The organism is Pseudenhygromyxa sp. WMMC2535, from assembly GCF_011083025.2.
In genome coordinates, this window is record NZ_JABJWV010000001.1 from 7,095,443 (window position 1) to 7,108,566 (window position 13,124).

14 protein-coding genes are annotated in these 13,124 nt (G+C 71.4%); all 14 read left to right on the forward strand.

Features of this window, described 5'->3' with window-relative positions; genetic code table 11:
- The first annotated feature begins 72 nt into the window (after positions 1–72).
- The 14 genes from G6O69_RS27625 (at position 73) to G6O69_RS42395 (ending at position 13,081) form a co-directional block, all read left to right on the forward strand.
- The gene (locus G6O69_RS27625) at positions 73–774 is read left to right on the forward strand and encodes a DUF177 domain-containing protein (RefSeq protein WP_172306474.1); all 702 of its coding nucleotides are present in this window, start codon (positions 73–75) and stop codon (positions 772–774) included.
- A gap of 80 nt (positions 775–854) precedes the next feature.
- On the forward strand, positions 855–1,040 hold the full coding sequence (rpmF, locus tag G6O69_RS27630) for a 50S ribosomal protein L32 (RefSeq protein ID WP_172306475.1): 186 nt from the start codon (positions 855–857) through the stop codon (positions 1,038–1,040).
- Between the two features lie 149 nt (positions 1,041–1,189).
- Positions 1,190–2,356 carry a phosphate acyltransferase gene (locus tag G6O69_RS27635; RefSeq protein WP_172306476.1) on the forward strand — a complete coding sequence of 389 codons (1,167 nt, stop codon included), beginning with the start codon at positions 1,190–1,192 and terminating at the stop codon, positions 2,354–2,356.
- 12 nt (positions 2,357–2,368) lie between these two features.
- Entirely contained in the window at positions 2,369–3,334 is a 966-nt protein-coding gene (gene fabD / locus G6O69_RS27640) for an ACP S-malonyltransferase (RefSeq protein ID WP_346017090.1), read from the forward strand.
- Positions 3,335–3,566: 232 nt separating this feature from the next.
- Positions 3,567–4,337, forward strand: a complete 771-nt coding sequence (locus tag G6O69_RS27645) for a 3-oxoacyl-ACP reductase family protein (protein WP_172306478.1) — start codon at positions 3,567–3,569, stop codon at positions 4,335–4,337.
- Between the two features lie 41 nt (positions 4,338–4,378).
- Positions 4,379–4,618, forward strand: coding sequence for an acyl carrier protein (locus G6O69_RS27650; RefSeq protein ID WP_172306479.1), 240 nt, complete (start codon positions 4,379–4,381; stop codon positions 4,616–4,618).
- 66 nt (positions 4,619–4,684) lie between these two features.
- Positions 4,685–5,932 carry a beta-ketoacyl-ACP synthase II gene (gene fabF, locus G6O69_RS27655; protein WP_172306480.1) on the forward strand — a complete coding sequence of 416 codons (1,248 nt, stop codon included), beginning with the start codon at positions 4,685–4,687 and terminating at the stop codon, positions 5,930–5,932.
- Positions 5,933–6,017: 85 nt separating this feature from the next.
- Positions 6,018–6,503, forward strand: a complete 486-nt coding sequence (gene rpiB, locus G6O69_RS27660; protein WP_172306481.1) for a ribose 5-phosphate isomerase B — start codon at positions 6,018–6,020, stop codon at positions 6,501–6,503.
- Between the two features lie 6 nt (positions 6,504–6,509).
- On the forward strand, positions 6,510–7,241 hold the full coding sequence (nrdR, locus tag G6O69_RS39450) for a transcriptional regulator NrdR (protein ID WP_346017091.1): 732 nt from the start codon (positions 6,510–6,512) through the stop codon (positions 7,239–7,241).
- Between the two features lie 17 nt (positions 7,242–7,258).
- A complete protein-coding gene (gene ribD, locus G6O69_RS27670) occupies positions 7,259–8,362 on the forward strand; it encodes a bifunctional diaminohydroxyphosphoribosylaminopyrimidine deaminase/5-amino-6-(5-phosphoribosylamino)uracil reductase RibD (RefSeq protein ID WP_172306482.1) in 1,104 nt (367 codons plus the stop codon).
- 74 nt (positions 8,363–8,436) lie between these two features.
- Positions 8,437–9,108 carry a riboflavin synthase gene (locus tag G6O69_RS27675; RefSeq protein ID WP_172306483.1) on the forward strand — a complete coding sequence of 224 codons (672 nt, stop codon included), beginning with the start codon at positions 8,437–8,439 and terminating at the stop codon, positions 9,106–9,108.
- The gene (gene ribB / locus G6O69_RS42390; protein ID WP_172306484.1) at positions 9,105–10,247 is read left to right on the forward strand and encodes a 3,4-dihydroxy-2-butanone-4-phosphate synthase; all 1,143 of its coding nucleotides are present in this window, start codon (positions 9,105–9,107) and stop codon (positions 10,245–10,247) included. Before G6O69_RS27675 ends, ribB begins: the two co-directional genes overlap by 4 nt.
- A 105-nt stretch (positions 10,248–10,352) precedes the next feature.
- Entirely contained in the window at positions 10,353–11,828 is a 1,476-nt protein-coding gene (gene coaBC, locus G6O69_RS27685) for a bifunctional phosphopantothenoylcysteine decarboxylase/phosphopantothenate--cysteine ligase CoaBC (protein ID WP_172306485.1), read from the forward strand.
- Positions 11,825–13,081, forward strand: coding sequence for a uracil-DNA glycosylase (locus tag G6O69_RS42395; RefSeq protein WP_346017092.1), 1,257 nt, complete (start codon positions 11,825–11,827; stop codon positions 13,079–13,081). Before coaBC ends, G6O69_RS42395 begins: the two co-directional genes overlap by 4 nt.
- Positions 13,082–13,124: the final 43 nt, after the last annotated feature.

Below are 13,124 nucleotides of genomic sequence, written 5' to 3' on the forward strand. Positions count from 1 at the left end.
CGCCTCCGTGCGCAGGGCTTCGAGTCGACGTCTTGTCTCCTCTGCCGCGCTGTACTAGACCGCCCCCTTCGAATGTCCGACTCGCACGACCTCGGCAAGGCGCAAGCCCCCAGCGACGACGCGCTGATCCTCGATCTCGACCAGCTCGAAGAGGGCCGGCACGAGCGCGAGGCGGAGCTCAGCCCTGCGTGGATCGCCGAGGCCCTGTCCGGGACCGACGCGAGCGTGGGCGAGGCCGGGACGGCGCGGCTGGAGATCGACATCCAGTCGGATCGCACGGTCCTCGTCCGCGGGCGCGTCGCGCTGGACTACACCGTGCCTTGCGCGCGCTGCCTCGACCCGGCCAAGGTCGACGTGGGCGCCGAGGTCGGAGATCTCTGCGTGACCTACGTGCCGGCCGAGCGCCTGCGCGTGTGGGCCCAGGTCGAGGGCGGCAGCGAGGACGATGACGACATCGATCCCCTCGAGAGCGAGGAGCTCGATCAGATCGGCTACCAGGGGCACGTCGTGGATCTCCGCGCGCTGCTGGCCGAGCAGGTGCTCCTGACCTACCCGATGCGCGCGCTGTGTGAGCGCGGCGAGGCCTGCCGCGGCCTGTGTGTCCACTGCGGCGCGAACCTCAACGTCGCCGCTGGCACCAGCCAGGGCGAGCAGAGCGACGACGAGCGCTGCCCCAGCTGTGGCAAGCGCCTCGACGGCCGCGACGATGAAGGCGCTGACACTCCGTGGAAGCGCGCCCTGTCCAAGCTGGGTGGGAAACCACCCACTTCGTGAGCTGCCTCGCTGTCAAAAGGCAGCGGCGCTCTTCCATCTTTTCTCTTAACCGTTCAGAATCCGCCCCCCGAGGAGCCCCCATGGCCGTCCCCAAGAAGCGTAAGTCCAAGTCCCGACGCGACATGCGTCGCGCCAACCACGACCGCCGCAGCGCGCCGGTGCTCTCGCCCTGCCCCAACTGCGAGGAGCTGATGCTCAGCCACCGCGTGTGCCCGGCCTGCGGGTTCTACAAGGGCCGCCAGGTCGTCGAGGTCGAGCAGGACTAGGTACCGGCTCGCCTGCGAGCCCAGCTGGCCGCGTTCGGGGGATCCCGTTGAGCGCGGCCATTTGTATTGGTTCTTCGGGCCGAGATCGGGCTCTCGTGTAGGGCCCGGGCGCCTGTGCCCATCGCGGACATCGGGTCATGATGTCGGGTATGAGCCCCGCCCGCCTGAGCCTCGACGCCTTTGGGACCGACCTCCGCCCGGAGGTCGAGCTGCGCGCGGCGGTCCTCGCCGCGGAGGCCGGCCTGAGCCTGGATCTCGTCGGGGATCGGGCGCTGCTCGAACCTGGCCTGGCTCGCGTGCTGCGGGCTCGCGCTGCGGGCCTGGAGCTCGAGTCGGGCCTGGATCGGCCGATCCAAGCCGAGCCCGCGGCCATCGATGACGCCCGCCTCGCCGCGCTCGAGGCCGCGCTCGCCGAGCGCGTGGCGATCGTCCACGCGCCGGATCAGATCACCATGGACGAGAGCCCCGCGCGGGCCGTTCGCGCCAAGCCGGCGTCTTCGATGCTCGTCGCCGTGGATCGCGTCGCGTCGGGCGCCACCACCGGGATCGTCTCCGCAGGAAGCTCGGGCGCGCTCCTCGCCGCGGGGCTCTTTCGCCTCGGGCGGATCTCCGGAGTCGATCGCCCCGCGATCCTCACGGCTTTTCCCCGGGTGAGCCTGAGCATGAACGCCGCCGCACCCCAAGTGGGCAGCTCGGATCGCACATTGGTCCTCGACGCCGGCGCCAACGTCGACTGTCGTCCCCTCAACCTGGTGCAGTTTGCCGTGATGGGGGCGGTCGTCGCCAGGGTCGCGTCGGGGATCGAGCGGCCCAAGGTCGGCCTGCTGTGCAACGGGAGCGAGCCGGGAAAAGGCACGGCCCTGACCCGGCAGACCCACGAGCTGCTCCAACGCTGGCCGAGCGCGGCCTTCGAGTACGTCGGGCTGGTCGAGCCGGGGGCCGTGTTTGGCGACACCTGCGACGTGGCCGTTTGCGACGGCTGGACTGGAAACATGCTGCTCAAGCTCGGCGAGGGCGCCATGGTCAGCTGGTCGGCGATGCTGCGCGAGCAGTTGCGCGGTGAATCCCTCTCACCTGCGATCGCGTCCGCGCTGTCCTCCCTGGAGGCGCGCGTGGATCCTAGTTCCACTGGCGGTGCGCCGCTGATCGGGGTCGACGGGACGCTCATCATTTGCCACGGTGCGTCTCGACCACGAGCGCTCGTCAACGCCTTGCTGATGGCGCGCCAAGCCGACGATCGCAAGCTCGGCGAGGCCCTCGCCGGAGCCCTGGGCGATCACCAGGGGCTCTTCGACGACGCTCGGGTCCAACGTTAGACCGCCAGACCAGTGAGCGAACCCGTGATGAACGAGCAGACGACGACCGCGTTCATGTTCCCCGGCCAGGGCAGCCAGGCAGTGGGGATGGGCAAGGCCCTCTACGACCAATTCGACGAGGCCAGGCAGGTCTTCGAGGAGGCCGACGAGGCCCTCGGCGAGCCGTTCTCGAAGCTGTGCTTCGAAGGCCCCGAAGACGAGCTCGCGCTCACGGCCAACACCCAGCCGGCGATCTTCACGACCTCGATGGCCGCGCTGCGCGTGCTCGAGGCGCGCTGCCCCGTGGAGCCGCGGGTCGCCCTCGGCCACAGCCTCGGCGAGATCTCGGCGCTCGTGGCCGTCGGCAGCTTCAGCTTCCGCAACGGCGTCCGCCTCGCTCGCCTGCGCGGCCTGTCGATGCAGGAGGCCGTGCCCCCTGGAGTCGGGGCCATGGCCGCGATCATGGGCATCGACCCGGCGACCGTCGAGACGCTGTGCGAGCAGGCCAGCACCGAGGACGAGCAGGTCTGCCCGGCCAACATCAATGGTGAGCGGCAGATCGTCGTCGCCGGCCACGCCGAGGCCGTCGAGCGCGTCTCGGATCTCGCCCACGATCTCGACGGCCGCGCCGTGGCTCTCAAGGTCAGCGCGCCCTTTCACTGCCCGCTGATGCAGCCCGCGGCCGAGGCCCTCGACGAGATGCTCGGGCGCCTCGACTTCCACCCGATGAGCGCGCCGGTGATCTCCAACGTCGAGGCCGACGCGAATTTCGACCGCGAGCGCGTCCGCGGCCTGCTCGTGCGTCAGGTGACCAGCCGGGTTCGCTGGCTGTCCTGCGTGCGCAAGGCCGTGGAGCTCGGCTGCGCCGACGCCATCGAGTTTGGCCACGGCACCGTGCTCAAGGGCCTCGTCCGCCGCATCGATCGCGGCTTCAAGGTCTCGCCCTGTGGCGAGCCCAAGGACATCGACAAGCTGCTCGAGATCTACGGCGCGCGCTGACGCTGCCGTTACCGAAGTCACGCATGCGTGCGGTCAATCCCCGGCAGCTACGGGTAGAGATGCGCAACTCCTTGCACGTCGTGTCGAGTGCTCGCCCAGGGGCCGCAGCCAATGGCTCGGCAGCAGCGTTCACGGTGTGCGGATGGGGTGCATTGCCTCGCCTCTCGCCGCACGCCAGCGCCAGCGCGCGGCTGGTGACAAGGCCGTGGAGCTGCGATACACGTCGCCACCAATGACGGAGCTGCCCCCAGCTTTGAGCCTCGACGGTCGCGTCGCGCTGGTCACCGGCGCCTCGCGGGGCATCGGCCGCGCCATCGCCACGACCCTGGCTGCGCGCGGGGCCACGATCGCCGTCAACTACGCCCGCAACGAGGACGCCGCCCGCGAGGTCTGCGAGGCGATCGCGTCCGCCGGCGGCAAGGCCATCCCCATGGGCTTCGACGTCGCCGACGAGGCGGCGGTCGACGCCGGGATCAAGTCGGTCGTTGCCGAGCTCGGCGGCCTGCACGTGCTGGTCAACAACGCCGGCATGTCCGTGGACTCGCTGCTGCTCCGGGCCAAGGGCGAGGACCTGCGGCGGATCCTCGCCGTCAACCTCGAGGGCGCCTTCAACTGCTGCCGAGCCGCCGCGCGCCACCTGCTCAAGGCCCGCGCCCAGGGTCGCATCATCAACGTCTCCAGCGTCGTCGGTGAGACCGGGAACCCCGGCCAGGCGATGTACGCGAGCTCGAAGGCCGGCCTGCTCGGGCTGACCAAGTCGCTCGCGCAGGAGCTCGCGACCCGCGGGGTCACGGTCAACGCGGTCACGCCGGGCTTCATCGCCACGGACATGACCGACGCCGCCCTCCAAGGTGACGCCCGCGACAAGCTGCTCGCCAAGATCCCCCTCGGTCATATCGGCGAGGCCGCCGATGTCGCCGAGGCCGTCGCTTACCTGGCCTCCCCGGCCGCCGCCTACGTCACGGGGCACGTGCTCCGCGTCAACGGCGGCCTGGCCATGTAAACCTCCCCAAACTGCAAAGCCAATCGAGAACAGATAGACCCATGTCCGAAGACATCCTCAGCAAGATCAAGTCGATCATCGCCGAGCAGCTCGACGTCGATGAGAGCGACGTCTCTCCCGAGAAGAGCTTCACCGACGACCTCGGCGCGGACTCGCTCGCCATCGTCGAGCTCGTGCTGGCTCTGGAAGAGCAGTTCGGGATCAAGATCCCCGACGATCAGGTCGACGCCATCAAGACCGTCGGCGACGCCGTCAACTACATCAAGAACAGCCAAGGTTGAGCTATGCGGGCCCGCGCGCCGACAGGCGCCGGGCTCCGTAGGGCTCCTTGCTCGCGAGAGACGACAGTGGCAGAGCGCAAAGTAGCGGTCACCGGCATTGGCATGATCACCCCCCTGGGCCTCGACACCGAGTCGACCTGGGCGTCGGTGCTCGCTGGCCGAAGCGGCGTTGGGCCGATCACCAAGTTCGACGCGAGCGAGTTGCCCGCGCAAATCGCCGCCGAGGTCGAGGGCTTCGACCCGACCAAGTTCTTCTCCAAGAAGTACACGCGGCAGATGGATCCCTTCATCCAGTACGCCGTCGCGGCGTCGTACATGGCTCTGGAGGACGCGGGGATGCTCGAGGACAAGCCCCCCGCGGAGCGCACTGGCGTCTATGTGGGCGCCGGCCTCGGCGGCATCAACACCATCGAGACGACCCACGACACGATGCGCGCCAAGGGCTGGCGCCACGGCATCAGCCCTTACTTCGTCCCCGCGCTGATCATCAACCTCGCCGGCGGGCAGATCTCGATCTTCCACGGCTTCAAGGGCCCGCTGATGAGCCACGTGTCCGCGTGCTCGACGGCGGCGCACTCCCTGGGCGAGGCCTACCTGGCGATCCGCTACGGCCGCGCGGATGTGATGATCGCCGGCGGGACCGAGTCCACGATCACCGCCCTGAGCGTCGGGGGCTTTTGCGCCGCGCGGGCGCTGAGCACCCGCAACGACGAGCCGACCAAGGCCTCGCGGCCGTTCACGGCCAGCCGCGACGGCTTCGTGATGGGCGAGGGCTGCGGCCTGCTGGTGCTCGAGGAGTACGAGCGCGCCAAGGCTCGCGGAGCCAAGATCTACGCGGTGCTGACGGGCTACGGCGCCAACTCCGACGCGCACCACGTCACCGCCCCCAGCCCCGACGGCTCCGGCGCGCGGGCGTGCATGCACCTGGCTCTCCAGGACGCCGGCCTGGCCCCCGAGGCGATCGGCTACATCAACGCCCACGGGACCTCGACGGCGGCCGACGCGGTCGAGACGGGCGCGATCCGCAGCGCCTTCGGCAAGCACGCCGACGCCCTCGCGGTGTCCTCGACCAAGTCGATGCACGGGCACCTGCTCGGCGCCGCCGGCTCCGTCGAGAGCGGGCTGTGCTGCCTGGCCCTCGATCGTGGCGTGCTCCCGCCGACGATCAACCTCGACGATCCGGATCCGGCCTGCGACCTCGACTATGTCCCCCACGAGGCGCGCAAAGCTCAGGTCGAGCATGTGATGTCGAACAGCTTCGGCTTCGGTGGGACCAACGCCTGCCTGGTGTTCTCGCGGCCCGACGCCGGGTGAGCGCGATCCCAGCGGGCGCTGGACCGCGGACTTTTGCGTTCGCGCGGGCCTGCGCCCGCGGCGAAGATCGGGTAAAAGGGCGAGGATGCGCTTTCACGTCGGCAGCGATCACGGGGGCGTCGCCCTGCGCGCGGTCTTGATCGAGGCGCTCGAGGGCTGGGAGCAGCCGGTGCTCAGCGTCAGCGGCCCCGCGACCACCGATGAGCGGGCCGACTACCCCAACGTGGCCGTCGAGGTCTGTCGGCGGGTGGTCGAGGCGCGCAGCGACGGGGCCGAGGATGTCTTTGGTCTGCTGATCTGCGGGACCGGGCAGGGCATGGCGATGACCGCCAACAAGCTCCCGGGGATCCGCGCTGGCGTCGTCGCCGATGCCTTCAGCGCCAAGATGATCCGCGCCCACAACGACGCCAACGTGCTGTGTCTGGGCGAGCGGGTGCTCGGCACCGAGCTCGCCAAGCTGCTGCTGCGAGCCTTCATCGACACCGAATTCGAAGCTGGCCGCCACGCCAGGCGGGTCGAGCTGATCGCCAGCGCGGGAACGGGCCCAGGCGGGGGCGAGCAAGGGAGCTGACCGGCGGTGGAGTGCCCGGTCTGCAGCGGACGCAACACCAAGGTCGTCGACTCGCGCGAGAGTCGCGACGGCGTCCGCCGCCGCCGTGTTTGCAACGACTGCGGGCACCGCTTCACCACCCGCGAGCGCATCGACGAGACGATGCCGATGGTGCTCAAGCGCAACGGTGAGCGCCAGCCCTTCGATCGCAACAAGATCCGCCGCGGCCTCGAGATCGCCTGTCGCAAGCGCGGCCTGTCCTCCGACGCCCTCGATCGCATCGTCCAGCAGATCGAGACCTGGGCGTCCACCCGTGGCGAGCGCGAGATCGACTCCGAGGAGATCGGCGCGCGGATCATGCACCACCTCTACGCCCTCGATCAGGTCGCCTACGTCCGCTTCGTCTCGGTCTACCGCAGCTTCGAGAGCATCGCCGAGTTCGAACACCTGCTGCGCGAGATGCAAAAGGCCGAGCGCGTGAACATCGAGGGCCAGCGGACCTTGTTCCCCGACAACCGGGAGCTGCGCTCGACGCCCCTGGGCGCGGCGAGCCTGGACGCCCAGAGCGCGCAGGCGGCCGCGGCTGCGCCCGCAGAGGCGAGCACGGACGCGCCCGCGAACACGAAGCCGCGCCGGCGGCGTGGCGGCCGGCGCAAGCGGGGCAAGGCTGCCGGGGCGGCGAACGAGGCTGTGGCGAACGAGGCCGCGGTGGACGCAGCCGCCGCTGACGCGAGCGCCAAGGCCACGGGCGCCGACTGACGCGAGGGCGAGCCGCCATGAGTGCATCCGCCAAGCAAGCTAGCGACCGCGCGTTCATGCGTCAGGCCATCCGCCTGGCGCGCTCGGGGACCGGCGCGACCTACCCAAACCCCTGCGTGGGGGCCGTCGTGGTCTCGCGCGGCGAGGTGGTCGGCAAGGCGCGCTCGGACGTCACTGGGGGGCCGCACGCGGAGGTCCGCGCGCTGAACCAGGCGGGGACCCGCGCGCGCGAGGCCACCCTCTACGTGACCCTCGAGCCGTGCAGCCACCGCGGGCGCACGCCGCCTTGTGTCGACGCGATCCTCGCGGCCGGCATCAGCAGGGTGCTCGTGGGGGTCGAGGATCCGGCGCCGCACGTGGCTGGCGCCGGCGTGGCGCGGCTTCGCAAGGCCGGCGTCGAGGTCGAGGTCGGCCTGCTCGGGGAGCAGGTCCGCGAGCTGCATGCCCACTACCTGCACCACGTCGCCACCGGTCGTCCCTTCGTGACCCTCAAGCTCGCCACCTCCATCGACGGGCGGATCGCCACCGCGGCGGGGGACAGCAAGTGGATCACCGGCGAGCCGGCGCGTCGCAGCGCCCACCGCCTGCGGGCGCTGCATCACGCCGTCGCCGTGGGCGCGCAGACGGTGATCGCCGACGATCCTCGCCTCGACGTGCGCCTGGCTCGTGGCCGCGATCCCCTACCAGTGGTCTTCGACAGCCGCCTGCGGGTCGCCAGCGCGGGGCGGCCCTTCAACCTGCTGCGCGCTGGGGTGCTCTTCTTGCACACACCGCGGGCCTCCAAGCGCGCTCGGCTCGCCCTCGAGCGCAGCGGCGCCGAGGGCCTGGAGCTCCCCGCCGACGCAGATGGGCGCATCGACATCGAGGCCGCGGTCGAGCGCCTCGGCGCCCGCGAGCTGCGCTCGATCATGGTCGAGGGCGGCGGCCAGCTGCTGGGCTCCTTCGTGCGCGCGGGCGCCTGGCAAGAGCTGTGGCACTACCGCGCCCCGCTGATCCTCGGCGAGGGTCGCCCGGGCTTCGCCGGCTTGTCCTGGCCCACGGTCGCCGAGGCCCCGCGCCTGCGCGCGCTCCGGCAGCAGCGCCTGGGCGAGGACACGCTGACGGTCTACGCCCCCGGCTGAGCAGGATCGTCGCGTGTGAGTCGGCCCAGGTGGGGGGCCGAGGGCAGGGCACGCCCAGGTGCTATATCCCCGACGTGTTCACCGGTTTGGTCCAGGCCACTGGCGTCGTCCGGTCCCGCGAAGACAAGCGAGAGGGTCGGCGCCTCGAGATCGCCGCGACCCTCGCCGAGGGTGATCGCAGCCTCGGCGCGAGCGTCTGCGTCAGCGGCGTGTGCCTCACGGTTACCGCCGCGAGCGCCGAGCACTTCGCCGTCGACGTCGCCTTCGAGACCCTCGACAAGACCACCTTGGGCGCCCTCGAGGTCGGCGCCCCGGTCAACCTCGAGCCCTCGCTGCGCCTCGGCGACGCCCTCGGTGGGCACCTCGTCAGCGGTCACGTCGACGGCGTCGGTCACCTCCGAGGCGTCCGCGCCCGCGGTGACGCCCGCGAGTGCTGGTTTTGGGTCCCCCCCGAGCTGCGCCGCTACGTGGCGGTCAAGGGCTCGATCTGCATCGACGGCGTCAGCCTCACGGTCAACACCGTCGACGAGCAGGGCTTCATGGTCGGGCTGATCCCCCACACCCTCGAGGTCACGACCTTGGGCGGCCTGATCGAGAGTATTGGTAGCGCGCCCGAGCCCGACCTCGGCAGCGGGGGGCCGGCGTGCAACCTCGAGGTCGACATGCTCGCGCGCTACGTCGAGCGCCTGCTCGGCGCGCGCGAGCTGCCGGGCGGAACTTTGAACCAAGCAGGAGCACAGTCGTGAGCAACGCACACTTCGAACGGGTCGAGCAGGCCATCGAGGCCATTCGCCGCGGAAGCATGGTCGTCATGGTCGACGACGAGGATCGTGAGAACGAGGGCGACCTCGTCATCGCCGCCGAGCACTGCGACGCGGCCGCGATCAACTTCATGACCAAGCACGGGCGCGGGCTGATCTGCCTGGCCCTCACCCCCGATCGCGTCGAGGCCCTGGGCCTGCGCATGATGGTGCCCACGGATCCCGGGAGCATGGGCACGGCCTTCACCGTGTCGATCGAGGCCCGCGAGGGCGTGACCACGGGGATCTCCGCGGCCGACCGCGCCCAGACCGTGCGCGTGGCCGCGTCCGAGACCGCGACCGCGGCCGACATCGTCAGCCCCGGGCACATCTTCCCGCTGCGCGCCCAGTCCGGCGGCGTCCTGGTCCGCTCGGGTCACACCGAGGGATCCGTGGACCTCGCCCGCCTCGCCGGCTGCTCCGCCGCTGGTGTGATCTGCGAGATCATGCGCGACGACGGCGAGATGGCGCGCATGGACGACCTCGAGGTCTTCGCCCGCGAGCACCAGCTGCCGATCGTCTGCATCGCCGACCTGATCGAGTACCGCCTGCGCCGCGAGTCGCTGATCGAAGAGATCGCCGCGGTGCCCTTCGTCTCGCCGGTGCTCGGCGTCGGCGAGGGCGACGGGTGGACGATCCGCAGCTTCCGCTCGCTGGTCCACCCGATCAATCACTTCGTCACCTTGAGCAAGGGCGACCTCCAGGGCGACGAGCCGGTGCTCTTGCGGGCCCAGCGGGCCGCGCTGATCGGCGACGTGTTCGGCTTCGGCGACGACTCGGCCAGCCGGATCCGCAGCGCCCTCGCGCGCATCGACGAGGCTGGGCGGGGCGTGCTGCTCTACGTGCTCGGCAACGGCGCGGGCGAGATCCAAGACGAGCTGCTGCTCACGGGTCAGCGCGGCGAGGCCGACGCGGCCCCCGGCCTGCGCCCGCGGGAGTCGGGCTTCCGCGAGTTCGGGCTCGGGGCCCAGGTGCTCAAGCACATGGGTGTCCGCCAGATCCGCGTGTTGACCGACAACCCGCGCAAGATCGTCGGTCTCGAGGGCTTCGGCATCGAGGTCGTCGGCAGCACCAGTCTGTCCTGAGCGCGGCCTGGCCCGAGCGCGGTCTGAGACCGACCTGAGACTGGGCCGGTCGCGCTGCTCGGGCGCCTCGAAGTTCGACGAAAAAGCGCAGTACACTCGCAGCCCATGGCAGCCGAACCACCAGCTCGCCAGCGGCGCTCGCGTGTGCTGCTGATCGTCGCGGGGGGCATCGCCGCCTACAAGGCGCCGGACCTCGTGCGCAAGTTGATCGCCGCGGGCTGCGAGGTCCAGGTCGTGGTCACCGAGGCCGCCCTGGGCTTTTGCACCGAGCTCTCCCTGGCCACGGTCAGCGGCCGGCCGGTGCGGCGCAGCCTGCTCGACGCCGGGGCGGAGACCGGCGGGGTCGGACACATCGAGCTCGCCGACTGGCCGGACCTGGTCCTGATCGCGCCGGCGACCGCCGACCTCATGGCCCGCGCCGCCGCGGGCATGGCCAACGACCTGGCCAGCTGCGTGCTCCTGGCGACCCGAGCCGCGCTGCTGTGGGCCCCGGCGATGAACACCAACATGTGGCGTCACCCGGCCACGCGGCACAACCTCGAGCTGCTCGCGGCGCGCGGCTCGAGCTTCGTGGGCCCCGATCGTGGGGAGCTGGCCTGTGGCTGGATCGGCGAGGGGCGCATGCTCGATCCACCGATCCTGGCGGCGGCCGCCCGGGCGACGCTCGACGGCGAGGTCCACCCGCAGGTGCGTGGACCCGAGGCTGGGTCAGCCACAGCTTCGGTCACGAGCTCGGCGCTCTCGGGTCGCCGCGTCGTGGTCACGGCTGGGCCGACGCGGGCCTTCTTGGATCCCGTGCGCTTCATCTCCAACGCGTCCACCGGGGCCATGGGCTTCGCCCTCGCCGCGGCCGCTCGGGCGCGCGGGGCCGAGGTCGTGCTCATCGCGGGCCCCGTGGCCCTGGCGACGCCAGCCGGTGTCCGCCGGGTCGACGTCGAGACGGGCGCGCAGATGCTGGCGGCCTGCCGCGAGGCCGTGGACGAGGGGGCCGACCTGCTCGCCATGGTCGCCGCCGTCGCCGACCTCGTGCCCGCCGACCCGGCCACCGAGAAGGTCGACAAGGATCGCGTCCTGGCTGGCTTCGCCGACATGCAGTGGCGGGCCGAGGTCGACATCCTGGCCACGCTGGTGCGCGAGCGAGAGGCGGGCGAGCGCGGCGTGGGTATGCGGATCCTCGGCTTTGGGGCGCAGACCGTCGCCTCGCGGCCGGGCGAGGGGGAGACGAGCGAGGGGGAGACGAGCGAGGGCGAGACAGGCGAGGGCGAGCCTGGAGCAGGCGCCGCGGAGGCCGATCGCGTGCGCGCCCGCCTGCGCGAGCTGGGCCGGGCCAAGCTCGCACGCAAGGGCTGCGACGCGCTCTTCGTCAACCGCGTGGGGATCCCCGGGGGCGGCTTCGCCAGCCCGACCAACGCCGGCTTGTTGATCTTTTCTGACGGGCCGGGGGCAGGCGGGCCGGGGGCAGGCGGGCCGGGCGAGCTCGACTCGGGGCCCTCGCGGCCCAAGGCCGAGCTCGCCGCCTGGATGCTCGACGGCCTGGCCGCGCGCTGGTGGTCGGCGGCCCAAGAAGGGGAGGGCGCGTGACGGATCCCGCCGAAGTCGCCGCGCTCGCTCGGGCCTTCGCGGTCCACCTCGAGCACCTGCGCGAGTATCGTGGCGTGCACTTCGTGGGTGAGGGGCCCACGCCGAGCGCCGAGGGGGATGTCTCGGGTGCGGATGTCTCGGGTGCGGATGAGCTGGGCGCAGGGGAGTCGGTCGTCGATGACCCGGGTGAAGGCGATCGGGGTGTAGGGGTCCCGGGCGCAGGCGAGCCGGGGGCGGCTGCGCCTGGGCGGGCGCAGCCCTGGGGAGAGGCCGCCGAGCCTGGGCCGAGCTGGGGCGCCGAGCAGGGAGGGGCCGCGGCGGCCGATGACGACGGCGCGGGTGCGGCGTACCGCGAAGAGGCGGCGCGGGCACGCGCGCAGCGAGCCGAGGCGGCGCAGGCAGAAGCGGCGCGGGCACAGGCAGAAGCGGCGCGGGCACAGGCAGCGCAGGCAGAAGCGGCGCGGGCACAGGCAGCGCAGGCAGAAGCGGCGCGAGCCGAAGCGGCGCGGGCACAGGCAGCTCGGGCAGAAGCCCCCCCCGCGCCGAACTCTGCGCCCAACCCCGCGACCGAGGCCAAGGCGCCCGCGCGTGCGCGCGCAGCCGACTGGCCCGCGGCCAAGAAGCTCGCCTACCTGCGCGAGCGCAACGTCGGAGACTGCCAGCGCTGCCCCCTGGCCAGGACGCGGCGCAACATCGTGTTCGGCGTCGGCAACCCCGAGGCCGACCTGATGTTCATCGGCGAGGCCCCCGGGGGCGAAGAGGACCGCCTCGGCGAGCCCTTCGTCGGCCCGGCAGGGCGCCGCCTCGACGCCTGGCTCGACCTCCTGGGTCTGCGCAGGGCGGACGTCTACATCGCCAACGTGCTCAAGTGTCGGCCGCCGGGCAACCGCGATCCCCAGCCCATGGAGATCGAGCGCTGCTCGCCTTTCCTCCACGCCCAGATCCGCGCCATCGAGCCCAAGGTGATCGTCGCCCTCGGCCGCTACGCGGGCTGCCTGCTGCTCCAGCGCGATCTCAAGCTCTACGAGATGCGGCGATCGGTGCAGCAATACCGTGAGCCCAAGTCGGGGGCCGAGATCCCTTTGATGGTCACCTACCACCCATCCTACGTCCTGCGTCAGGATCGTCGTGGGCACCCGGGTCATCGCGGTGGTGGGCCGCCGCCGCAATCAAATCGACCGGCGTGGATCAACCCCGAAGACGAAAAAGTTCTCGCGGATCTCGAGCGCGCCCTCGCGTTGCTTCGACGCTGAGCAGGCCGGCGCTACACGAGTTTCTTCGTGTCCTCGTCGCGCT